The 24064-nt window shown below is 44.4% G+C and carries 22 protein-coding genes; 8 read left to right on the top strand and 14 right to left on the bottom strand.

Annotation, left to right across the window (positions count from 1 at the left end; genetic code table 11):
• Window positions 1-12 precede the first annotated feature (12 nt).
• The 3 genes from T546_RS0107490 to T546_RS0107480 all read right to left on the bottom strand — a co-directional run bounded on the left by T546_RS0107490 (window position 13) and on the right by T546_RS0107480 (window position 3197).
• Window positions 13-951: a carbohydrate ABC transporter permease gene (locus T546_RS0107490; RefSeq protein WP_026891085.1), complete on the bottom strand. Its 939-nt coding sequence runs from the start codon at window positions 949-951 to the stop codon at window positions 13-15.
• 74 nt (window positions 952-1025) lie between these two features.
• Entirely contained in the window at window positions 1026-2471 is a 1446-nt protein-coding gene (locus tag T546_RS23050; protein WP_051629657.1) for an ABC transporter substrate-binding protein, read from the bottom strand.
• Between the two features lie 348 nt (window positions 2472-2819).
• Entirely contained in the window at window positions 2820-3197 is a 378-nt protein-coding gene (locus tag T546_RS0107480; protein WP_026891084.1) for a hypothetical protein, read from the bottom strand.
• A 200-nt stretch (window positions 3198-3397) separates the two neighbouring features.
• Here T546_RS0107480 and T546_RS0107475 point away from each other — a divergent pair, with 200 nt between their 5' ends.
• Window positions 3398-3940, top strand: a complete 543-nt coding sequence (locus T546_RS0107475; protein ID WP_026891083.1) for a DUF6323 family protein — start codon at window positions 3398-3400, stop codon at window positions 3938-3940.
• Window positions 3941-4052: 112 nt separating this feature from the next.
• Here T546_RS0107475 and T546_RS0107470 read toward each other — a convergent pair whose 3' ends face one another.
• From T546_RS0107470 to T546_RS0107435, 8 genes are all read right to left on the bottom strand, one after another.
• Window positions 4053-4850, bottom strand: a complete 798-nt coding sequence (locus T546_RS0107470; RefSeq protein WP_026891082.1) for an HAD family hydrolase — start codon at window positions 4848-4850, stop codon at window positions 4053-4055.
• Window positions 4847-5431, bottom strand: coding sequence for a xanthine phosphoribosyltransferase (locus T546_RS0107465; protein WP_026891081.1), 585 nt, complete (start codon window positions 5429-5431; stop codon window positions 4847-4849). Before T546_RS0107465 ends, T546_RS0107470 begins: the two co-directional genes overlap by 4 nt.
• 24 nt (window positions 5432-5455) lie before the next feature.
• Window positions 5456-6553, bottom strand: a complete 1098-nt coding sequence (gene tig / locus T546_RS0107460; RefSeq protein ID WP_242842197.1) for a trigger factor — start codon at window positions 6551-6553, stop codon at window positions 5456-5458.
• A 123-nt stretch (window positions 6554-6676) separates the two neighbouring features.
• Entirely contained in the window at window positions 6677-8074 is a 1398-nt protein-coding gene (locus T546_RS0107455) for an aminopeptidase (protein WP_026891079.1), read from the bottom strand.
• A 49-nt stretch (window positions 8075-8123) separates the two neighbouring features.
• Entirely contained in the window at window positions 8124-8576 is a 453-nt protein-coding gene (dtd, locus tag T546_RS0107450) for a D-aminoacyl-tRNA deacylase (protein WP_026891078.1), read from the bottom strand.
• A gap of 13 nt (window positions 8577-8589) precedes the next feature.
• The gene (locus T546_RS0107445) at window positions 8590-10479 is read right to left on the bottom strand and encodes a glycerophosphodiester phosphodiesterase (protein ID WP_242842196.1); all 1890 of its coding nucleotides are present in this window, start codon (window positions 10477-10479) and stop codon (window positions 8590-8592) included.
• Window positions 10421-11113, bottom strand: a complete 693-nt coding sequence (locus T546_RS23045) for a GTP pyrophosphokinase (RefSeq protein ID WP_034598313.1) — start codon at window positions 11111-11113, stop codon at window positions 10421-10423. The genes T546_RS0107445 and T546_RS23045 overlap by 59 nt, the downstream gene beginning before the upstream one ends.
• 130 nt (window positions 11114-11243) lie before the next feature.
• On the bottom strand, window positions 11244-12179 hold the full coding sequence (locus tag T546_RS0107435; protein WP_242842195.1) for a S1 RNA-binding domain-containing protein: 936 nt from the start codon (window positions 12177-12179) through the stop codon (window positions 11244-11246).
• Between the two features lie 176 nt (window positions 12180-12355).
• Between T546_RS0107435 and T546_RS0107430 the strand changes: the two genes are divergently transcribed.
• The 7 genes from T546_RS0107430 to T546_RS0107400 all read left to right on the top strand — a co-directional run bounded on the left by T546_RS0107430 (window position 12356) and on the right by T546_RS0107400 (window position 17936).
• Window positions 12356-13081: a phosphatase gene (locus T546_RS0107430; protein WP_026891075.1), complete on the top strand. Its 726-nt coding sequence runs from the start codon at window positions 12356-12358 to the stop codon at window positions 13079-13081.
• Window positions 13078-14016, top strand: a complete 939-nt coding sequence (locus T546_RS0107425; protein WP_024837708.1) for a LysR family transcriptional regulator — start codon at window positions 13078-13080, stop codon at window positions 14014-14016. Before T546_RS0107430 ends, T546_RS0107425 begins: the two co-directional genes overlap by 4 nt.
• Before the next feature lie 98 nt (window positions 14017-14114).
• Window positions 14115-14501, top strand: coding sequence for a Fur family transcriptional regulator (locus T546_RS0107420; RefSeq protein WP_026891074.1), 387 nt, complete (start codon window positions 14115-14117; stop codon window positions 14499-14501).
• 125 nt (window positions 14502-14626) lie between these two features.
• Window positions 14627-15169 (top strand): NADH peroxidase, encoded by a 543-nt coding sequence (locus T546_RS0107415; RefSeq protein ID WP_026891073.1) that lies wholly within the window; start codon window positions 14627-14629, stop codon window positions 15167-15169.
• Between the two features lie 85 nt (window positions 15170-15254).
• A complete protein-coding gene (gene rbr, locus T546_RS0107410) occupies window positions 15255-15791 on the top strand; it encodes a rubrerythrin (protein ID WP_026891072.1) in 537 nt (178 codons plus the stop codon).
• Window positions 15792-15904: 113 nt separating this feature from the next.
• Window positions 15905-16612, top strand: a complete 708-nt coding sequence (locus T546_RS0107405) for a LytR/AlgR family response regulator transcription factor (RefSeq protein WP_026891071.1) — start codon at window positions 15905-15907, stop codon at window positions 16610-16612.
• 1 nt (window position 16613) lies between these two features.
• The gene (locus tag T546_RS0107400) at window positions 16614-17936 is read left to right on the top strand and encodes an ATP-binding protein (RefSeq protein WP_026891070.1); all 1323 of its coding nucleotides are present in this window, start codon (window positions 16614-16616) and stop codon (window positions 17934-17936) included.
• Between the two features lie 153 nt (window positions 17937-18089).
• Here T546_RS0107400 and T546_RS0107395 read toward each other — a convergent pair whose 3' ends face one another.
• From T546_RS0107395 to T546_RS0107385, 3 genes are read right to left on the bottom strand one after another with little or no spacing between them, the layout of a single operon-like run.
• Window positions 18090-18680, bottom strand: a complete 591-nt coding sequence (locus tag T546_RS0107395) for a hypothetical protein (protein WP_026891069.1) — start codon at window positions 18678-18680, stop codon at window positions 18090-18092.
• A gap of 11 nt (window positions 18681-18691) precedes the next feature.
• The gene (locus tag T546_RS0107390; RefSeq protein WP_026891068.1) at window positions 18692-21115 is read right to left on the bottom strand and encodes a glycoside hydrolase family 3 C-terminal domain-containing protein; all 2424 of its coding nucleotides are present in this window, start codon (window positions 21113-21115) and stop codon (window positions 18692-18694) included.
• Window positions 21105-24002, bottom strand: a complete 2898-nt coding sequence (locus tag T546_RS0107385) for a glycoside hydrolase family 3 C-terminal domain-containing protein (protein WP_026891067.1) — start codon at window positions 24000-24002, stop codon at window positions 21105-21107. The genes T546_RS0107390 and T546_RS0107385 overlap by 11 nt, the downstream gene beginning before the upstream one ends.
• Window positions 24003-24064 lie beyond the last annotated feature (62 nt).

Raw genomic sequence — 24064 nt, 5'->3', positions numbered from 1 at the left:
GCTGCCGCCTCCTTAATAAATGCTGTCCAGCTTCTTTGATATTTTTAAATAGCCCAGGGTCACCGCACCTGCAATAACTGCGGAAATCACGCTGACTGCGGCACCGTAGCCATACTGGGGTACTGTCGCCTCCGCCGCTGATATGGGAAAGAAATAGCGGTAACCATATAGAGACATAACCATGGTCGCATTGTTGGGACCGCCTTCCGTTAAGACCATAACATTGGTAATGTCGTGAAAAGCCGAGGTAATTGCCAGCATGAGAATGATTTTTAAGATGGGCCCCAGCATGGGAATGATGATGTACCAGATGGTCTGCAGCCGTCCCGCTCCATCGATTCTGGCGCTTTCAATGGCGTCCTCCGAAACCTGCTGGATCCCAGCGATAAAATAAACCATATAATTCCCCACGCCTCCCCAGACTGCGGTGAGAATCAGGGTCTTCATGGCATGATCCTTTCCAAGCCAGTTGACCGGCCGGCTTACCAGCCCAGCCTCCATCAAATATTTATTGACTTCTCCATTATAGGCATTGAATAACAGATAAAAGACAAGCCCCATAACAGCGGAGCTCATGATGGTAGGCAAAAATACAATGCTCTGTGCCACCCCGTTGCCCCGTATCTGCCCGTTTAAGAGAAACGCCAGAAAGAATGCCAGAGGAATGATAATAAGCACCTTTCCAAAGCCGTATGTAAATGTGTGCATCACGCTTTCCCAGTAAACCTTATCCCGAAACACCCGCGCCAGATTGTCAAGTCCCACAAAGCGGGGCACTCCTGTTCCATATCCGCCGTACTGATAAAATACATATTTTAAGGTCCAGACAACCGGATATAAGGAACAGACCGTAAATAAGATCAGGTTGGGCAGCATGAACGCATATGCCTGCACATTCCGCTTCACAGCCTTTTTTCTTTGCAGAATACTTCTGTTTTTCTGATCTTTCATCTGCGTACTCCTTTCTTTTCAAAGAAAGAGAGGACCTTTAAAGCTGTCCTCTCTTTAAGATATTGCTTAAGCCATTATTTCAAAGTAGGATTCATCGGATCGTAATTTTCAATTTTGATCTCACGTCCGGTTCCATTTTTAACCGCATCTTTATATGCCTTGTTATAACGCTCTGTCAAATCCTTTAATGTGGATTCAATATCCGCGTCCCCATAATAAATGGACTCACAGGTTTTATACATATCTTCCCCTTCTACCACCATACCGGAAGCAAACGCGCTGTGAGGCGGCTTTGGAAGAAGTGCGTCTATATCGCTGATCAGAAGCCATTCTTTTTTCTGAAAGTCTTCTCCGGGCTTTGCCTTATCAATAACACTCTGAAGGATGCTCACGCCAAATCCGCCTTCGTAGTAGCCCACCAGATAATCTTCATTCGCAAAAACATCCTTATATACCTTAAACGCCTTTTCTGCGTTCGGACTCTTGGCATTGATCACATAGCCTCCCGTACCTGTAAAATACTGTTTTCCTGTAGCCTTCCCTCCAACCGTTGGGATAGGGACACAGTCCCATTTGGAAGAATCCATGGGAAACTGGTTCTGGTATACTCCTGGCTCCGCATGGCTGTAGGACATGTACATGCCAATCTTTCCTGCTGCAAACTGGGTTCTTAAAGGATCGATATCCAGAGATTCACAGCCTGGAAATGCGCATTCATCGGACAGCAGCTCCTTCCACAGCTTTAAGGTATCTGCCCACTGGGTAAAATCATATTCTCCTTTTGCAAAGTCATAGCCCCGCACCAGACCGGTCTCCCGCTCCAGCCCGATGCACATGGAACGCTGCAAACCGGAGCTTGCACTCTTCATGTTTTCTGCAAACCCATAGATACCTTCTTTGGATAATTGTGAATTAATAAGTTTGGCATCTTCCACCACCTCTTCTAATGTTTTAGGTGGCTCTTTGATTCCTACCCGTTCAAATATTTCTTTATTATAGAAGAGACGGCATGTGGTTCCCGTAGTCGGAATGAAATACAGCTTTCCATCAAACTCATTATATCCGGGAAAGATGACGGATTTAAAATACGTTTTCATATCCTCATCCATGTAATCGTAGAGGTTTGCCCATTGTCCTTCGTTGACATATTTGTCAAACATCTGCTCCTGCTGCACCAAAATATCCGGAAGCTCCCCACTCTGTACCGCCATGTCTATGGCCTGCACATAGTTATCCGTATAAAGCTGGTAATTGATCTGAATATTATCCGTGTTATTTGCATTGTATTCGTCCACCTTGGCCTGTGCATAAGTGGCATCGTGCCGGTCCTTGGACCAGACGTTTATAACGGTTTTCTCTCCGGACTTCGTCTCGGACTGTTTTGTTTCTGCCTGCACCGTCGTCTCTCCCCCCTGAGACGCCGCAGTTGCGTTTGCCGCTCCCCCACCGGAGCAGCCTGCCAAAGATCCTGCCAACATTAAAGCAGCCAAAGTGATACCCATAATTTTCTTTAATCTCATAACACTACCTCCCAATTCACTTTATAAGTACATTTTACGAAAAAGCAGTACCGCTGTAAATGCAATATCTGATGGTGAAATGTTCAAAATAGGATGATATCGGGACAATAAAAGAGCATCTGTCTCAATTTTACACTCCCCTACCCCATAGACAAACATAAATTTTATCCAAGTACAGATTTTCCATAAGCCAAATAAAATGCTTTTTCATTCGGACATCTTAGGATACCGTCCTTATCAGCCCTAAAGTTAACTGCACGAAATGGATTGGCGTGATAGTAAGCGCAAGCGCCTGTTAAGTCTTAAAAGCATCTAATACAAGAGATTAACCGTAAAAACTTAGATCTATCATCTATTCTTAATAAAATACTTATTTAACATTTCCCAAATAACCCCTACTAAAATAATGATTATAAAAGAAAGGGTCCAAATCAACCATTTATTATTAGTCTTGCCCCCACCTGGGTCAACTCCATCGATACCAAACATAATCCCCATAGCAAAGCCGCCAATATAGCCTACGACCGTCAACACCATTACTCTTCTGGCATTTAAAAAAGCAGCCACAGTTATGATAATCAATCCAAACACCAGCAGATCAAAAGGCCATTCTTTCATTCCGTGCAAATGAATGAACATATATCTGCATAAAAAGTAGACCAGGTAAAGTAAAAGACTCGTTCCCATTGCCCATTTCATTTTGTTTTTTAACGTTATAATATTCATACAAATACCCCCCTATTAGATAGATTATGTTTGGTTTTTAATCATAAAAAGAGAGCTGTTGCTTTGATAAATGATTCATCTATCGAAACAACAGCTCTTTCCTGTATATATATATTACCATAAAATCTCGATTTTTTCAAGTCTTGTAATAGGTTGGAAGCTGCCCTATAATGAGATACCATCTTGAAGGAGGATTATTTATGGAGGACAATTTACTCGAATTAATGCAGCTTAAAAAGCAGGAGGCTGAAATAACCGCAGTTCTGGCAGTGAATGAAAAAACAGAAAGCTTCGGCCTGTCTTTATCCTATGAAGAGGCTAAGGAATTAGTGGCACTTAGAAATGACAGTCTTAAGAATACCCAGAGGGTGGAATTCGGGGAAGGAATTCTTCCAAAGCTTATATACCACTTCTGTGATTCCCAGTATATTACGCAGGATAATTACATGCAGACGCTGACCGAACTCCAGGATATCTTTTATCAGTTCAAGAATGAATCGGAGGATAACTTAACTGACGATGAACTGTTTACCTTTATGAAAGAGCAGTTTGAAGAGGTCTGTACCGGTGACTTAGAATATCTTGCCGGTACTTGTCTGGAGAAATTCACAGAAGCTATCAGAGCAGGTTACCGCGGTTATAAACAAACTGGCGGCAGCGGAGAATTCAGCCAGTTCGATGAGGTAACACGTTGGGACAGGGAGTTATATCTGGAGGTCTTAAAAGAAATCTTTTGGGATTAATGGGAGACTATATGGATATGGATTGTATCATAAAAAAGGAGCTGTTGCAAAATAGATGATTCATCTATTTCGAAACAGCCCCTTATCGCTTAAAGTTAACTAATTTACATTCTCAAATAAGTCCAAGCTTCTTCATCGCATAAGCCACGCCATCATCTTCCACATTCTTTGTAAAGAAGGTAGCATACGGCTCCAGCTCCACGCTGTGATGTCCCATCAGTACGCAATTTTTAGCAAACTGGAACATGGGAAGGTCATTGGTGCTGTCACCGAACACGTAGACATCGGATAGATCAATATCATAGTGCTTCATAATCAGCTCAATGCCAGTCGCCTTGGTATGTCCGGTTGGAACGCATTCATAGAAGCCATTCCCTCGGTTAATGATATCAATATCATCTTCCAATGCCTGGTGAAATCCTTTGATATCGCTGTTTTCATCTGACAGGACAAAGAACTTGTCAAAGTCGTAGCAATCCTCATCCCAGCCAAAGGAGGAAACTTTCCCTTCCTTTATCATCTGGTCTTTCATCTTGGCTACTACAGGCATCCAGGAATCTTCATTTCTGAAATAACAGCCTTCCGTTCCTTCCAGTACTCCGTCAAGCTTATGTCTCATGATGATCTGCTTAATTTCGCTGCCTCTTTTTCTGGGTATGGTAGTGGAGTAAAGAATCTCCTCCCCTGCCACAACTCTGGTGCCACAACCGCAGCAATAGCCGTCTACTTCCACCATACGCGCTACAGGGCCGATCAGGCTGTAGGTCCTTCCGGTATTGATAAATACCAGATGACCATTCTTTCTGGCCTGATCAATGGCCTCCTTGGCGCTTACCGGAACATTCCGGTTGATTTCAGAAAACAGCGTGCCGTCTATGTCAAAGAACAGCGCCTTCTGTCTTTCGTTCATTTGTCACCTCTGAAACAAATAGTACCGGTGGTCTCGTCCATACGTTCAACGATGGCAAGGGATTCCACCTTAACACCTTCTGCTCTCAACCGGTCACCTCCCGGCTGGAAGCCTTTTTCAATTACGATACCTGCGCCAATAAGCTCAGCGCCGGAATCCTTTACAATAGCAGCCAGTCCTTCCAGGGCTTTTCCGTTGGCTAGGAAATCATCAATTAAAAGCACCTTGTCTCCTGCCCCAAGAAATTCCTTGGATACCATGACATCATACGTTCTTCCATGGGTAAAGGACTCCACCTGTGTGGTGTAAACGTCACCTGCGATATTCTTTGTCTTTGATTTTTTGGCAAATACTACCGGCACTTCAAAATACTGGGCAACGATACAGGCGATTCCGATCCCAGAGGCCTCAATCGTTAAGATTTTATTGACTTCACAATCAGCAAAGCGTCTTTTAAACTCTTTTCCGATCTCAACAAACAGCTTAATATCCATCTGGTGATTTAAAAAACTATCTACCTTAAGTACGTCACCGGATTTAATCTTGCCATCCTTACGTATTCTGTCCTTTAACAGCTGCATAAAGGTTCCTCCTGTTGAATTTAATTATTTGATCACTGCGTTCTGCATTAAGTATTCCATTACCTTGTTATTCATCACATAATCGTCTACTTCAAACTGTCCTTCTGCCTTAATCAGCTCTTCTGGGCTCTCATATCCTAACTCAGTCGCAACTTCTTTCCGGTCATCATCGGTCACAGCGAGTTTCTCTTTTTCAGCAATGGCATTGACGATCAGTCTCTGCTTTACGATCTCTTCTGCCTGTGTCTTAGCAGCGGTCTTAAAGTCTTCCTCTTTCATGCCGGTAAATGCGGTGATAAAGGTAGTGAAATCCATACCGTAAGCAGCTGCCTGGTTGGTGTATCTTGCAATCAGGTTATCATAATTGGCATCAATGGCCTTCTGCTCTGGTTCCACCTTGCAGTTAGCTGAAATGGCTGTATAAATGTCATTCTTAACCTTCTGCTCTGCTGCATCGTTTTTGCTCTTTAAAAGAGTCTGCTTTGTCTCTTCCTTGTACTCGTCCACGGTCTTTGATTTTGTATTTTCCTGTACGTATGCATCATTTAATTCAGGGAGCTGTTTCTCCTGTACGGAATTCACAGTAACTTCGAACACAACCGGCTTTCCTGCCAGGTCCTTGTTCTGATAGTTTTCAGGGAATGTTACATTTAAGGATACCTTGTCTCCTTTTTTAGCGCCGATCAGTCCGGATTCAAATCCTTCAATAAACTGGTTGGAGCCAATGGTAAGGTCATAGCCTTTTGCTGTGCCTCCGTCAAATGCAACGCCATCCTTGGTGCCGGCATAATCGATATTGACCACATCTCCGTCCTTAACTTCACGGTCAACATCAACTTTTTTCTCATGAGCTGCCAGATCCTGGTCAATGGCCTGCTGGATCTCTTCGTCAGTCACTTCAACAGGATCTTTTTTGACCTCGATTCCTTTATACTCTCCAAGAGTTACTTTACCGTTATCAATATTAGTTAAGTCCTGTGTTGCCACGGTTTCCTGTGCAGAGGACTCGGTAGCTTCTGTGCTTGCTTGTGTCGTTTCTTTTACATCTTTTTTGGAACAGCCGGAAATAAGGGTGGCGGCAACCATACCGCACATGCATACTTTAAAAATTTTCTTCATCATACAATCCTTTTTCTTTCTATTTTAATGATTAACAGGAAAAACACTTCCTGTTTGTTATACCATATTGGGCATGGGAAAAAAAGCATTTTGCAGAAATTAACAAAAATTTCAAGAATTATTCTGTTATTTGTAAAAAGCTCGGAATGCCTTATATGTATTGTATACATCAAGTTTGGAGGAAAGCTCAAATGGGGAATGCATGGAAAGAATGGGAACACCCAGATCCACAACATCTACATCCATGGCTGCGATGTATTTGGCAATGGTGCCGCCGCCGCCCTGGTCAACTGCTCCAAGCTCACCGATCTGCCAGTATACGCCTTCTTCTTCCATGAGTGCGATTACCTTTGCCATCAGCTCTGCGCTGGCATCGTTGGAACCGCCTTTTCCTCTTACTCCGGTATATTTGGTAAGAACACAGCCCTTGTTTAAAAAGCAGGCGTTGCGTTCTTCATACACCTGGGAGAAGGTGGGGTCATAGGCTGCGTTCACATCGGAGGATAAGCACATGGAGTTGCGCAGAATAGTTCTTGCCGGAACGTCTGCCATCTCAGCCAGATCCTCAATAAAATGAAGCACGAAATCAGAGTTTAAGCCTGTATTTCCGTCAGAACCGATTTCTTCCTTGTCTGAAAGAATGGTTACTGTGGTGTATTGAGGCATGACTGCATCGATTTCTGCCATGAGTGCAGTGTAGGCGCAGACTCTGTCATCCTGTCCGTAGGCACCGATCATGCTTCGGTCAAATCCAACGTCACTTGCCTTCTGAGCAGGTACCAGCTCGATCTCAGCCCGTAAGAAATCTCCTTCTGTAATTCCATAACGGTCATGAAGAAGCTTTAAGGCCAGAAGTTTAACGGGATCCTTTAAATCTGCGTCATCTACATAAGGGAGGGAACCGATTAAGATATTAAGCTCTTCTCCTTTTAATCCGTCTCTTAATTTTCTCTCATTCTGCTCTGCTGCCAGATGAGGAAGAAGATCGGTAACGCAAAAAACTGGGTCACCTTCCTTTTCGCCAATGTTGACTTCCACGATTTCCCCATTTTTCTTAATGATTACGCCGTGCATGGCAAGAGGAGTTACTCCCCACTGATATTTGCGGATACCGCCGTAATAATGAGTCTTAAAGTAAGCCAGATCATTTTTCTCATAAACGGGGTTTGGCTTTAAGTCAAGCCTTGGAGAATCGATATGGGCTCCATTGATACGGACACCCTGATCCACGCCCTCTTTTCCAAACGTGGTCGCAATAATGGCCTTTCCACGATTTACATAATACACCTTGTCTCCGGCTTTGTATTTTTTAACGGTTGCAAAAGGTACATAGCCCTGCATCTCAAGCATTGCGATTGCTTCTCTTACACATTCACGCTCTGTTTTACCATTGTCTAAAAACCGCTTGTAGCCCTCACAAAATATCTCAGCGTCTTCCATCTGCTGAGGTGCAACTTTTCCAATGTGAGGGAACATAAATGTCAGTTCTTCCTGTAATAGCTGTCCCTTTGTTTTCTCCATGATTGATTCCTCCATCTTTTCTAGGGGCATAAGCCCGTTTTTTTTCGTACTGCTAACTGCAGATCTCGTCACTGTCAAGGACCAGTGTAAACGGTCCGTCATTTAAAAGCTCCACCTTCATATCCGCCCCGAAAATACCTTTTTCCACCCGGTGGCCATTGGTTTTTAAGTGCTCTGCCATATATTCATACAAGTGGTTGGCATGCTCCGGTCCTCCAGCCTTTGTAAAGCTGGGCCGGTTTCCCTTTTTGCAGTCTGCATACAGGGTGAACTGGCTCACTGCCAAAATATCTCCTGATACATCGGAAAGGGATAAATTGGTCTTTCCATCCCCGTCTTCAAATATCCGAAGCTTACTGATCTTATCTGCCATCTTTCTGGCAATGTCTTCTGTATCCGTATGAGATACGCCGATAAATAGCAGAAAGCCCTTCTTAACCTCACCGATAACGCTCCCCTCTACGGTAACGGAAGCCTTCTTTACTCGCTGTAAAACAACCTTCATGTTTCTCTCCTGTCTATTTCAGTACCAGCCTTAAATACTCCAAAAGATTCTCAGCTGCTTCCTCCCGGTATATGATCTCTCTGGCAAGAACCGGGTGATCTGTAATGATATTGTCCACGGAAAGCATCTTCATCCGCTCCATCTCGCTTTTCGAGTTCACCGTCCAGGCATGGACTGCCTTGCCCTTTTGGTGAGCGGCTTCCACCAGACGCTCCGTGACAAAGCTGGACTGGAGGCTGATTAAATCAATGTCGTCACTGGAATAATAGTTGCCGTAAGCGGCTGAAATGATATACCCCGTACGTATCTTTTCATCAAGCTTCTTAATCCTTGAAAGATAAGTAAATCTTGATGAGGTGACCACACACTGCTCTGTCATCTGATACTTGTCTATGAGAAGAGCCACCTTTTCCGGTAGGAGACTGTCATCTCCTGCTCCCTTGATTTCAATATTTAGGTTAATCTTACCCTTACAGTATTCCATCACTTCTTCCAGGGATGGTATCCTTTCACCTTTAAACTCATCGGAAAACCACCCACCCACATCAAGAGCCTGAAGCTCCTCAAAGGTATAGGAACCGATGGTCCTGTTAACACCGGCAACCCGCCTTAGTGTGGAATCATGTCCCAGCACCACAACGCCGTCCTTCGTCTCCTGGACATCGATCTCCGCGTAATCAGATAAATCCGCAACTGCCTGTTTAATGGCAGCCATGGTATTCTCCGGCGCCTCCTTAGAGCTTCCCCTATGGGCCGTAATCTGAACGGTGTCAAGAATTCCTCCAGCGATGGCTGAGCCGTTATATACTACATGAAACAGGGTCAGCAGGCTGAAAATTGTTGCCGCTGAAATGGAGATAAGTGCCGTCTTTCTGTTTGCCAAACGGGTACCGGAATCAGATATGTTTCCTGATTTTTTCATTACCCTGCTGCTGAACTGGAAATACTGGACACTTAAAGCCCCGTAATTTCCCAGGGCAAGAAGCATGCTGCTTAAGAAAAGAAGAACTAAGTCAATCCGTGCACAGGCAGCCGGCAAAATAGCAAGTGCCAGCCTGTTATCCGTAAACAGGGTCACGCCCACGGCTGTAATAAAAACACAGAAGGAGTATACCAGCTTTAAGATTACCGCAAAGGCACCGTAATAGATCGACAGTAAAAATACAACCTTGGGAATCCTGTGCCTTAAAAGCCACCAGCTTCTAAGATACCCTTCTTTAAAATTCTTCTGCTCCACCATACAGGCATGAAAGGTGTAAAGACCAGGAATCACTACCATCAAAAGAAGTATAATGACCAGCGTTAAAATCACCTTTCCCAGGGGCTCAGAAAGAATCTCGTCCATGACAAAATCAACGGGCTTTATATGGGTGAAGAACCGGTAGATCAGATATAAATTAGCCAGGGTATCATTAGCCAGAATAAGAAGCCCCAGTCTCCAGTTCTTTTTCCTGATTTCATCCCAAAGCTTTATCAGACCACCTGTTAAAATCTCCCACGGCTTTAGCTTTCTGGTATAATAGATTCCCTGGAAAAGCGTTAGAAAGCAGCCAGTCTCAAATATGAGAATGAGGATGCCAAAAAAGATGAGAACAGCCAGAATTACAATGGTCCAGGGCTTTAAGAGAAAATCTCTGATATTGGCAACCGTCAGATAACTGTACCCCGCCAGATTAAGGGCCAGGAGTACGCCCCGGTCCAGGGCAAATAAATATAGAGTGGTCGTTACCAGACGGAATGCCAGTGTGAAAAAGAACGCATTCTTCCTGTTATATTTTAGAATCCTTAAGGTGTCTTTTGTTAATGTGCTCATAGAATGACCTTCTTTGCAGCGGATTGTTCTGTCATGGCTGTTCTTCCAGTTCCCCTTCTCTAAACCGCTTCTCTCCCCCTGAATCTTCATGGGTCTGGGCGCTCAGCTCAAGAATCGCCTGGTTTAAGGAAAACATCTTTGCGTCCAGCATATTTACCACATCCGCACAGGCCTTTAGCTCCTGCTGAAGATACGCAGGGGCGTTGCCTTCAAATTTATAATAAATCTTATGCTCAAGGCTTGCCCAAAAATCCATGGCTACCGTTCTGATCTGAATCTCTACCTTGGTATCCACTGGCCCATCGGTGAGATAAATGGGTATGGTCACTACCATGTGATAGCTTTTGTATCCGTTTGGCTTTGGACTTTTAATATAATCCTTGACATAAAGCACGGTCACATCACTTTGCTTTGCGATCATCTGGGCTATCTGGTATATGTCCGAGGTAAAGGAACAGATAATCCTGATTCCTGCAATGTCGCTTAACTTCTCCACCATGTTATCGATGGTCACCTCATAACCGTAGCGCTTTAGCTTCTTGACAATGCTGTCCGGCGTCTTCAGTCTTGATTTGACGTGTTCGATGGGGTTGTAGCTATAGATATGAACAAACTCGTTATTAAGTATCTCTATTTTTGTACTGATTTCCTTTAGTGCTGAGTCATACAAAAACATCACTGATTTCCATTGGTCGACCTGGTTAAATGAACTGGGAACGTTCATTTCTCATTCCCCCTCTCCTTTGCCCGAAATACGGGTCAGTGAGACAGGGGCAAGCCATCGCCGGCAGCCCCTGCTCATAAAAGATATTATACCATAGAAACCCGATATTTTATATATTTTTCCCGACTTTCTAAAATTTTAATCCTTTTAACAATGCGGATAAGTCTGTAGAAGCACTTCCATTTTCCTCATAATCAAAGGTGACTGCTTCCGCTGCTTCCTCATCTTCCTGGACTGCCTTCATGCTTAAGCTAATCTTGTGATCCGCGGTGGAAAGAATTTTCACCTTTACCTTCTGGCCTTCCTTTAATACAGCGCCCGGATGCTTGATTCTCTGGCTGCTGATCTGGGAGATGTGAAGAAGGCCGGTCAGACCATTTTCCAGGTTTATAAATGCACCGTAGTCTTTTAAGCTGTCTACGGTTCCTTCCATGACTGCCCCTACCTGGCACTTTGCAATTTTTATGTTATTTTCTTCCTTCTGCTTTAAGAGTGCAGGCTCTCTGCCGGAAAGGATGAGCTTTTTATTCTCCTCGTCAGCGGTAACCACAGTAACCTCAATGGTTTTTCCCTGATAGGTTTCCAAATCCTCTACATATTCTGCTGCCAGCTTGGAAGCAGGAATAAAGCCGCGGATTCCTTCCAGATAAGCTACAGCACCGCCTTTTACGATCTCTGTGACCTTTACGGTTACGATGGTTCTGTCATTTAACAGGGTATTGCATGTTTCCCATGCCTTCTGGTCACCTAACAGCTTTGCGGATAAAAGAACGTTTCCTTCGCCGTCATCTGGTCTTAAGACTGTTGCAGTGATTTCATCTCCAGGATGAATTTCTGTAGCCAGATGGTAGTCCGGATCACCGTTTATATCCTCTTTATGAATGATTCCTCCGGCAAAATATTTTAAATCCAGTAACACAGCTTCCTCTGTTACACTGACAACGGTTCCTGTAAGCACGTCCCCTTTTCTCACTCTTTGAAAGGACGCCTCTAACTCTTCCATGTAGTCTGCCATGGTTTCTACTTTCTCTTCCACCACATCGGTCTCATTGTGTTCCTGACTCATATCGTTTTCCTCCATTCATAATTCCTTATTTTTTGCGTAAAATCTTACTATATATTTAACACATCCAGCCCGATATTTCTATAGTTTTCTATGGAATTATGTGATATATTTTAGGTAATCGACAATGACTTTTCCGGCGGTCTCATGCCGGGTGCCGATAAAGAAAGGACAAGAACATGAACGACATAATGGATTTGCATACCCATACCATTGCCAGCGGACATGCGTACAACACGTTATATGAGATGGCAAAATCAGCTTCTGAAAAAGGCCTGGCCCTTTTTGGCTCCACGGACCATGCCCCTAAGATGCCTGGAACATGCCACGAGTTTTATTTCATAAATTTCAAGGTAATTCCCAGAAAGCTGTATGGAATCAACATTTTAATGGGTGCAGAGTTGAATATTATAGATTATAAAGGAAGAGTGGATTTAAGAAGGGGACTTTTGGAAAGACTTGATTATGGGATTGCAAGCATTCACGAGCCATGTTATAAAAACGGAACCGTGGCACAGAACACCAGTGCCTACGTTGGGGCCATGGAAAATCCGCTGATTCATATTATCGGACATCCGGATGACAGCCGTTTTCCTGTTGATTATGATACCCTGGCGGCCGCTGCTGCTGAGAACCATACTCTTTTGGAAGTCAATGCAAGCTCCCTTCACCCAAACAGCGTCCGGGGAAATGCCAGGGAAAAATACGTTACGTTACTGGAACGATGCAAACATTATAAAACAAACATTATTCTCAACAGCGACGCCCACGTAGAGGCGGATGTGGGAAATCACAAAAGAGCCTGGGACTTAATCGAGGAAGTTAATTTTCCAAAAGAGCTGATCGTTAACGATTCTATTGATAAGCTTCTTCCCTTTATTCCCAAGCTGGAGGCTTACCTATGATTAACTTCCTGAATCTTGAATACTTTCTAGCCGTTGCAGAGGAATTAAATATTACAAGGGCCGCAAAAAGACTTTATATCTCTCAGCAGTCCTTAAGCAATCACATTTCCAATATGGAAAAGGAATTCGGAGTTCAGCTTTTTAACCGCACCATGCCCCTGACCTTAACGTATGCGGGGCGTTCCTTAAAAACAAGGGCCAAGCAGCTTTTGGATCTTAAGGATGAGACTTACCGGGAGCTTTCTGATATTAAAGATTTTACTACTGGACAGCTTTCCATCGGTGTCTCCCATACCAGAGGACGTTTTCTTCTTCCCGCCATTCTCCCTTCTTATCGGGAGAAGTTTCCTAACATTGAGTTAAATCTGGTGGAGGGAAATTCACAGGAGCTGAGCACGGCTCTCATTCATGGAGAGATTGATTTAATGATCGACCTTCTGCCCTTTAAGGCAGAAAATGTGGAATCCATTCCTATTTGTGAGGAAGAGATTCTTTTGGTGGTTCCAGATCAGATTCTGGATCAGTATTTTCCTGGAGAACAGGAAGAGATCAAACGGAAGCTTTCTGAAAATCCTGATATCCTTTTATTAAAGGACTGCCCTTATCTTCTCATTCACAAGGGAAACCGGGTCAGAACCATTGCGGACGAGATTTTTGAGGATGCCCAGCTGGCTCCTACCGTTCTTCTTGAAACAGAGAACATCGAAACCGTCTTAGCTTTGGCGGCTAAAGGCATGGGAATCACCTTTTATCCAAGAATGTTCGTTTCTGGCAGTACAGACAACGGAGATGTGGCTGTGAGAAAGTCAGGACTTAATTATTACTCCTTAAATTATAACCGCAGTCACGGGGTTCTCGCCTTTGGATGCCACAGGGGACGATACTTATCTCAGGCGACGAAAGAATTCATAAGAATTGCCAGAGAAAACATATAACAGTTTTCTATCAATACATTGACAAAGCGTGGGGAATCTACTATTATTAAATAGTAACGATTACTAATATAATTATCATTTATAGGAAGGAAGCGGCCATGAAAACATTAAAGTATAGCCGTCAACGGGAATCCATTAAAGCTTGTCTGATGGCAAGGCATGACCACCCCACTGCCGACGCTCTATACACCGCCATCCGAGAGGAATATCCAAACATCAGCTTAGGTACGGTTTACCGTAATTTAAATCTTCTTGTTGAGCTTGGGGAGATACAGAAGCTGACTTGCGGAGACGGGGCAGACCACTTTGATGCTGACACATCACCCCACTATCATTTTGTTTGCAGAACATGCGGGCAGGTCAAGGACCTGCGTTTAGACTCCATGGAAGAAATCAATCATCTTGCCCAGGAACATGCGGATGGGCAGATCGAGAGCCATACCATTTACTTTTATGGAACCTGCAATCATTGTTTGAAGAATTGAGAAATAATTCTTAATAAGACTTGACATCAGAGAAAAGCTGTGCTAAATTAATATCAGTAATCATTACTGTTATTGGTTGCGACAAAAAGATAAATTAAAAATTAAAATAAAGGAGACATGAGATCATGAAGAAATGGGTTTGTACTGTATGCGGTTACGTTCACGAAGGAGAGGCAGCTCCGGAATTCTGTCCAATCTGTAAGGCTGGTTCTGAGAAGTTCAAATTACAGGATGCTGAGATGTCCTGGGCTTGCGAGCATGAAATCGGTGTTGCTCAGGGTTCTCCAGAAGATATCATGATGGATTTAAGAGCTAACTTTGAGGGCGAGTGCTCTGAGGTTGGTATGTATCTTGCTATGTCAAGAGCAGCTCACAGAGAGGGTTATCCGGAAATCGGCTTATATTATGAGAAGGCAGCTTTTGAAGAGGCTGAGCATGCTTCTAAATTCGCAGAGTTACTGGGTGAGGTCGTTACCTCCAGTACAAAGAAGAACCTTGAATTAAGAGTTGCTGCTGAGAACGGTGCAACTGCTGGTAAGTTTGATCTTGCAAAACGTGCAAAAGAACTTAATCTTGATGCAATCCATGATACTGTTCATGAGATGGCTAAGGACGAGGCTCGCCACGGTAAGGCATTCAAGGGCTTATTAGAGAGATACTTCGGTTAATATTTTTAGGGGGCGGCGCTTCTTACCGCTCTCCCATTTTACATACGAAATCAGCCAATAGGTATAAAATCAGGAGGGTTAACTTATGTCAAAATATGCGGGTACTAAAACAGAACAGAATTTAAAAGATGCATTTGCCGGGGAATCCATGGCAAGAAACAAGTACACCTTTTTCGCTTCCGCAGCAAAAAAAGCCGGATATGAGCAAATGGCTGCCTTATATCTGGAAACTGCTGACCAGGAAAAGGAACATGCTAAGATGTGGTTTAAGGAACTTCACGGAATCGGTACTATGGAAGAGAACCTTGCGGCGGCTGCCGAAGGGGAAAACTACGAGTGGACCGATATGTATAAGCGTATGGCAAAAGAAGCCAGAGAGGAAGGATTTGAAGAGCTGGCATTCAAATTCGAATTTGTGGGAAAAGTGGAAGCTGCCCATGAAAAACGCTACTTAAAGCTTCTTGACAGCTTAAAGAATGACAAGACCTTTAAGGGAGATGCACCTCTTGGCTGGAAGTGCCGCAACTGCGGTTATATCCACGAAGGACCTGATGCCCCGGAAATTTGTCCGACCTGTGCACACCCGAAAGCTTATTTCGAACGAAAAGTGGAAAATTATTAATAGGAAAAACCGGCTGGGAACCTTCCCGGCCGGTTTTTTCGTGCCTTGGTTTTTCCCCTGTCTCATGGTATACTAAAGGAAGAAAAATTTTATGAACCCATTGAGGATTATCTATGATGAAACTTGCAATTGTAGAAGACGAAGCCCAGTACGCAGAAACACTTAAAAGCTATCTTGACCGGTACGAAACAGAGAACGGGGAGCATTTTCAGATACAGGTATTTTCCGATGGTCTGGATATTATAACGGATTATACGGCAAGCTATGATATCATTTTGCTTGATATTCAGATGAAGCACTTAAATGGTATGAAAACAGCTCAGAAGATACGGGAATTTGATGAGGATGTCATTTTTATTTTTATTACCTCTTCCACTCAGTTCGCCCTGGAAGGTTACCTTGTGGATGCCCTTGGGTATGTGTTAAAGCCGGTTCCTTACCTTTCCTTTTCAAAGCTTCTTAAAAAGGCCGTGGAACGAACAAAAAAGAAAAAGGAAACTCATTACATCAATGTTGTGGTGGACGGCGGCACCATGCGAATCAGCCTGGATTCGGTCTCTTATATGGAAAGCCAGCTCCATCAGCTTCTGATCCATACGGATAAAGGGAATTACTTGGTTCCTGGTCCCATGAAGCGGATGGAAGAAACATTAATGTCCTATGGATTTTCCAAATGCCACCATGCTTATCTTGTGAACTTAAGCCATGTAACAGGGATACTTAACAACCATGTCCTGCTATCATCTGACCAGAAGGTGCCATTAAGCCGTACCAGGAAAAAGCAGTTTATGGATTGTCTGACGGAATATCTGGGAGGTTAATATGAACGCTGTTGATCTGATGAACACTCCCCGCCCCTATACTGCCCTTGCAGAATGGATGGCCTGCTTTCTCTATGTTCTTATGCTGAAAAAGAAATTTAAGGGGGTAAAGCTGGCTGCTTTTATGACTGGCATGCTGGGGATATTCCTGACATTTCACCACATTGCCGGTATGCTTCCCTTATTTTTGTGGTTTCCGGGAATGATGACTGCTATCCTGATGATTTATCTTACCATCTACTTATCCTGCCAGGTATCTTCTTATGATGCCTTGTTCCTGTGTATCCGGGCCTTTGTTCTGGCTGAGTTCGCAGCATCCCTGCAGTGGCAGTTATATGTGTGGTGGGCCATTATGTTTCAAAGGGAAAGTAAAACCATTTCCCTTGGCGTCATGGCGGTCACCTACCTTTTTATTTATACGGGATATTACTTTCTGGAACGGGAGCACATTCCAAAAGAGGAAGGTATGGAGGTGGAGAGAAAGGAACTTCTTGGCACTGCTTCCATGGGACTTGGCGCTTTTTTAATAAGCAACATCAGCTTTGTCATGCCAAATACTCCATTTTCCAGTGCAGCCAGTTCTCTGCTCTACGTCCGGACCCTGGTTGACTTTGGAGGTGTAATTATGCTCTATGCCCAGCAAAACAGGAGAAAAGAGCTTCAGGTCCGAAGTGAAAATCATGCCATGAACGTGGTTTTACAAAGGCAGTACGATCAGTACCGTATGGCTCTTGATAATATGGAGCTCTTACGAAGAGAATTTCACGACTTAAAGCATTACATGATTGCCATTCGGGCAGAGTCTGACCCCTTAAAAAAGGAGCAGTATTTAAAGGAGATGGAACAGGCGATCCTCACGCAGGAGTCTCTATTAAACACTGGAAATCAGGTACTTAATGTAGTTCTTACTACGAAAAGCACGTATTGCAGCCAGAATAACATTTCCTTTACCTGTATGGCAGATGGAAAGCCGGTCTCCTTTCTCCATGTAAAGGATATTTGCTCCATTTTCGGAAATGCGCTTGATAATGCCATTGAATGCGTTTCCCAATACGATGACCCGGAAAAGCGTGTGATCACTCTTACGGTTGGTAAGAAAAATGGATTTTTACTCATTCAGTGTGAGAATTATTCCGATGGTCCTCTCATTATGGCTGACCGTGGTCTGCCTTCTACCACAAAGAATAACAGTAAATTTCATGGCTATGGGTTAAAAAGCATTCAGGCCGCCGCGAATAAATACGGCGGGTCCATGACAGTTGCCTCAAGGGATCAATGGTTTGTTTTAAAGATACTCATACCCATCCCGGAAGAGGTAACATAAGCCATAGATTGTATTTTTGTGTATGTGTCATACCAGCTTACAGTATCATAATATAAGATATAAACAAAAACACGCCTTAAAACGGAAATATAATTTTAATTATATTATTTCCGATTTAAGGCGTGTTTTTAATTTCTCTGCTTTCGATAAGCGTTAAGCTTCATTTTTAAATATAATTTTAAAGATTGGGAAGAACACCCAGAATGAAATGGCTGAATTAATCAGCATGGTAATTACATCTGCAACTGCCTCTCCCCCTGCTCCCATTCCCATACCATTTATAAAGAAATGATAGATAGGAGCCTTATAAACTCCTTGAAGTGCCGCCGCACCTATGGTTATGATTACATATGCAATCACATACCACATAGCAGCCTTTAACGCACTGTTATTTGCCTTAAAGGTTACATTTCGCTGGAGGAAGAAGTTAATCACCTGAGCGATTGCCATGGTTATTTCCACCGCCAGAAAGTAGGCCAGACCGCCTCCTCCGCCTTTTGACAGCTCCCCGGCTCCATAGTTAAAGATATAATAAGGAGTTCCATCGGGATTTGCTCCCAGATGCCAAACCTGAAAATCCGTATTCACCAGAGGAGTCAATCCAAACATGCTCTTAAACGCTGGCATTAATATCATCTGAAGCACGGTCACGCCGTTGGATACCAGAAAAAAGATTAAGAACTGGGCGACTGTGGGGTGCTTTTTAACAAATGACTTCCAACCTGTTTTTATGCTGGTCAGCATGGTATCACCCCCTATTTTCCTGATAATTTCTTTTCATATAATTTGTTCGCCTTTGCATTGGCAAAATATCCGCCGATGATCTTTTTGATTCCTTTAAGGAAATGACCATTTGCCGCCAAGACCATTCCTTCTGCCATTTCCATACTGACTGCACCGTTCGTCATTTTTGCTATGCCGCGAAATGGGATATTGTAAATAAATATAAGGTTTAGATTTGGCTTTCCCTTTGCTTCACTTCTGTTCTTTAAGCCTGTCAGAATGCGATAAACCAGTCTTGCCAAAGGGCTTTTTGCCCCATGCATCTGGCAGAGAGCGTCATTGAGGCTCAGAGCTTCTGACCTGATTTCCCTTGGTACGGTATGGCCTAACAGGGCTTCAAATTCTTCCGTTTTTACGTCTCTTACGGCTGCTGTGTAATAGGATTTCATTTTTTCCGGGTCATAGGGAAGAGTTTCTGTCGTCCCCACGACCTCTATCGTCCCACTTAACCGCACGTCATCTGCATTCCCCCCAATATACAGGTTATAGTTACCGGCCTCCACTTCAAACTGTCCGGTTGCTGTATTATAATAGCGGAAGGTCTTATCATCAAAGGAGATGGATATCTTTTTGCTTTCTCCTGCCTTTAAAAATATCTTTGCAAAGCCCTTTAACTCTTTTTCCGGACGGAAGATGGTTTCCCTCGGACCGCCCACATAAAGCTGGGCCACTTCTTTTCCGTCGACGTTTCCCGTATTGGTCAGAATAAAGCTGACACCTTCCTTTGTGACCGTCAGCTCTGAATACTCAAAGGTGGTATAGGAAAGACCATATCCAAAGGGATATCGGACGGAAACGCCTGCCGTCTGGTAATAACGGTACCCTACGTACAGGGCTTCCCGGTATTCACTGTTACGCCCTTTTCCCGGAAAATACCGGAAAGAAGGAGTATCCACATAGGATAAGGGATAGGTCTCATTTAAGTGTCCCGATGGGTTGACTGCCCCTGTGATGATATTAAGCATGGCCCCTGGACCTGCTTCACCGCTTAAATAGCCGTGAAGTATGGACTTACAATGCTCTTCCCAGGGCATCTCTATAGCGGAGCCTGCACTGATAATACCAACAATGGATGGATTCACCTCTTCCAGGGACATAAGAAGCCTTATCTGGTTTTCCGGGATTCTCATGTGGCTTCGGTCCATTCCTTCTGTCTCGCTTAATTCATCGAGTCCAAAGCAGTAAAGAACTACGTCCGCATGCTTTGCCAGCTCAACTGCCTGGGACTCCAGGGAGCTGTTTTCCTTTCCGCTTCTTTCATAGCCTTTTGCCACTCCCACTACCTGTAAGGGATACTTAGAGATAACGCCTTCCATAGTTTCCAGTCCCATTGGATTTACCAGAGAGGAACCCGCTCCCTGATACCTGGGTTTCACTGCAAAGTCACCAATCAGGGCCACCTTACAGCCTGATGGCAGGGGCAGTAGGGACTCCTGGTTCTTAAGGAGTACGATGCTTTCTTCTGCCGCCCTCTCCGCCAGTCTGTGATGCTCCTTCTGATCAAAGGTGGCTTTCCGTTCGCTGCTTTTCCTTGTCAGATCAAACACAGCGCTTAGAACACTATCGACGCAAGAATCCAGCTCTTCCATGGTCAGACTGCCCTCATCTATGGCTTTTAGAAGCCCTCTTGCCGAATCAAGCCCTGGAGACGGCATTTCTAAATGGGAACCAGCCGCCACTCCTTTTACATGGTCGTTAGAGCCGCCCCAATCCGTGACCACAAGACCATCAAAGCCCCAGTCATCTCTTAAGATATCCTTTAACAGATGCTTATTTTCATTGGCATAGGTTCCATTTACCTCATTGTAGCTGGTCATAATGGCCTTTGCCTTGCCTTCCTTTACTGCAATTTCAAAGCCTTCCAGGTAGATTTCCCTTAAGGTCCGCTCATCCACTACGGCATTCATCGCCATTCGCCGAAGCTCCTGATTATTGACTGCAAAATGCTTGGGACAGGCGTATACTCCCTGGTTCTGGATTCCTCTGACGTAGGAGGCTGCCAGCTTTCCCCCATGATAAGGGTCTTCGGAGAAATACTCAAAGTTTCTTCCGCAGAGGGGATTTCTCTTAATATTAAGTCCCGGTCCTAAGAGAACATTCACCCCCTGGGAGTTTGCTTCCTCTCCAAGGGCATTGCCGATCTCCTCACAAAGGGCCTCATCCCAGCTGTTTGCAACAGCGGCTGCCGTTGGAAAACAGGTGGCAGGCAGGGAGGGATTCAGTCCTAAATGGTCTCCCTCACTTGCCTGCCTCCGGACCCCGTGGGGTCCGTCAGCCAGGAAGATGGAAGGGATGGACAGGCGGTCAATGTTACGGGTCTCCCATACGTTTTTTCCGCTTAGGATGGCCGCCTTTTCTTCCAGTGTCATGGTATCTAAGAAATTTTTATGCTTCATTATTTTTTCCTTCTATAGCTGCCTCTTCTGTCACTTCTGTTTCCCGCTTGGTTTTATAGCGCTTCCACATGAAAAGCTCCAGATAGACAAGACCGGCAGCCAATATAACGTCAATTCCAATGGCTAAAATCTGCCAGCTCATCAGACCGCCGTTTGCGTTATTTCCTTCATAAGCCCTGCTGTTGACTACGGTATACATAATGTTTTTGGCAGACTGTCTCATGGCCTTTACGCTGGTGGCGCTTTCCTTATCCTTTAAATGGTTTGTTTCTGTTTCATAAGCCACCAGCATGGCATCGTTTCCGTTTCTGATTTCCTGGTCCGCATTCTGGTAACCGTAGCCACCAAAATAATCGGTGAGCACAAAGCCCTGAAAGCCCCATTCTCCTCTTAGAACCGATTTAAGAAGGGCACTGGAGGCGCCTGCATACTCGGTTCCGATATAGTTAAAGGATGACATGACAGCTTTTGCCCCGCCCTCTTTTACCGCTATTTCAAAGGGCTTTAGGTAAATCTCACGGATTGCCTGCTCCTCTGACCAGGTGCAAAGCATGCTTAAACGGTTGGTTTCCTGATCGTTTAATGCAAAGTGCTTAATATAACCGTAAACGCCATGCTCCTCGGCTCCTTTTAAAGCGCTGGCAGCCATTTTACCTCCCAGCAGGCCGTCCTCTGAGTAATACTCGAAGTTACGTCCTCCAAAGGCGGAACGGTGGGTATTCATGGCAGGCGCATACCAGCCTGACACATCCATTTCATCTGCCATGGCTCCAATGCTTTCACCAAAGGCTTTGGCAATGTCTTCATTCCACGTACAGGCAATCATAACGGCGGAAGGGAAGCCAATGGAGCCTACCCCTGTAAAGTTATTGTTAATGGAAGCCGGTCCGTCACAATCCACGGTTCCTACCTTTTTTACGCTCTTGGCTGCAGAGGTCTGATAGCCTCCGATGGCCACCATGGTATCCATCTCGGTTACCGTAAGCTGGTCAAGCAGCTTCTCCCACTGGGGATCGTCATAAGGAAGTCCCCGCATACTGGCTAGTTTAAGGCCATTCTTTGCTCCAGTTACCGGCATCTCATCTGCCGGATCATTGTGATCCTCAGGGTCATAATTTTTGTTGTTCACAAAGGTCTTTTTATATTCCTCCGGCATGGTCCTGGTCTTTGGAGGTGCCGTTACCTCTTTGTAATTGGAGAACCCATCTGCTCTGGAGAGGACCTTTAAGTCGCCTTTGGCTTCCTTAAACTGATTCACAGCTGCCACTTCGTCGGTAGACCGTGGATTCGATTCGTTATAAATGATTTGGGAAGGAACGTTCATGGTCTTTTCCTCTATGATCCTATGGGAATCATTTCGAATGGAAATGCCGTAATCTCCAGCATCCAGAACGTAACCGCCGGTTCCAGCGGAATCATAAGAGGCCATGTCTTCCGTCAGGAAGGAAATGGTCACGGTCTCGGATTCTCCTGGCTTTATCAGGCCGGTTTTTTTGAATGCAGAGAGGTTTGCTGAAGCTTTTTCAGTTCCTCCGTTGGTATAAGGAGGATTATAATAAACCTGAACTACATCTTTTCCAGCCACTTCCCCTGTGTTGGTGACCGTTACATCAAAGGTAATCTTACCGTCTACCTCGGTCATTGCTCCCATCTTCTGGGTAAATCCTGTGTAGGAAAGTCCATAGCCAAAGGGGTAGACGACGGTATTATCATAGTCAATTAAGCCTTCCTCTGCCGCTGTCTCATAGAAACGGTATCCTACATAGATGCCATCTACGTAATTGACAAAGCTTGGATAGTTATCCTCTCCTTTTGTTGCCTTTCCTGGGAAATCATTCATATTTTCATAGAAAAAGCTTCCGAAGTTGTTATATTGAGGTGTTTTTGTTAAGTCTTTCACAAAGGTGTCACTTGTTTTTCCTGATGGATTGACGGCTCCGCTTACGATTTCTCCAAGAGCTTCAAATCCGGACTGGCCGGTTCCAGGACACCAGATGGCACTTTTGATCTGCTTATAATCATTTAAGAATCCTAGCTCCATGGCATTGGCACCATTGTAAACCAGAATAACATTGTCAAAGTTTGCGCAGACCAGATCCACCAGATCCTTTTCTGTCTTGCTTAACTGGAGATAATGGTCTCCTGCTTCAAAATCTTTATAATCCTTGGAATTATCCGTATAAGTAACCTTGCTCACATCGGAAGGAAGATCTGCTCCTTCCCCTCCCACACGGGTGATGACCACCATGGCGGTGTCTGAAAATGACTTTGCGCCTGACAGCATTTCCTGGCTGTAAGAAGTCTTTACCGGTTCGGGGAGCGTCCAGTCCTGGGCCCACATCCCTACACTTGGACGATCTGCCCGGTATTCCTTATAAAAATCAGACAACGCGTTGTTTAACTTAAATCCGGCATCTTCAAGTCCCTTTAAGAGGGATACCGTTTCATAGGCATCAGAGAGTGAACCGGAACCGGTTCCGCCATAGCATGGGTTGGTGGAAGCCCAACCGAATACATTTAAGTTTGCGTCCGCTTTTAAGGGAAGCAGGCTGGAATCATTTTTTAACAGTACGATTCCTTCTTCTGCGATTTCTGTACAAAGCTCAGTGGCTTTACCTGATGTTTCCTCGGTAATGGTTCCGCTTCCAGTGGCAAGGGAAATAAGGCTTGCCATTGGCCCCCAGCAGATTAAATTTACCGTAATGATGAGAGCCAGGACCATAGCCATAATTCCCTGACTACGGATCAGATACTTTTTAGCCCCCGTTTTCTTTCTGCATGCGATAAATAGGGCAATTACGGCAGCAAGTACGATGCCAAGGCCGATTAAATAAGGCACACAGAGCTTGACAATATTCATGACATCATCAATATTAATCTGTAACATTTTTTCATCCTCCTCCATACTGATTGCCACAGCTTTTCGTGGTAATCAGACTTTATCATAAA

Origin of the sequence: [Clostridium] aerotolerans DSM 5434 (assembly GCF_000687555.1) — a bacterium.
GTDB classification, from domain to species: domain Bacteria; phylum Bacillota; class Clostridia; order Lachnospirales; family Lachnospiraceae; genus Lacrimispora; species Lacrimispora aerotolerans.
The sequence above is the reverse complement of the archived record's forward strand: the minus strand, read 5'-3'. Positions and strand labels throughout refer to the sequence as shown.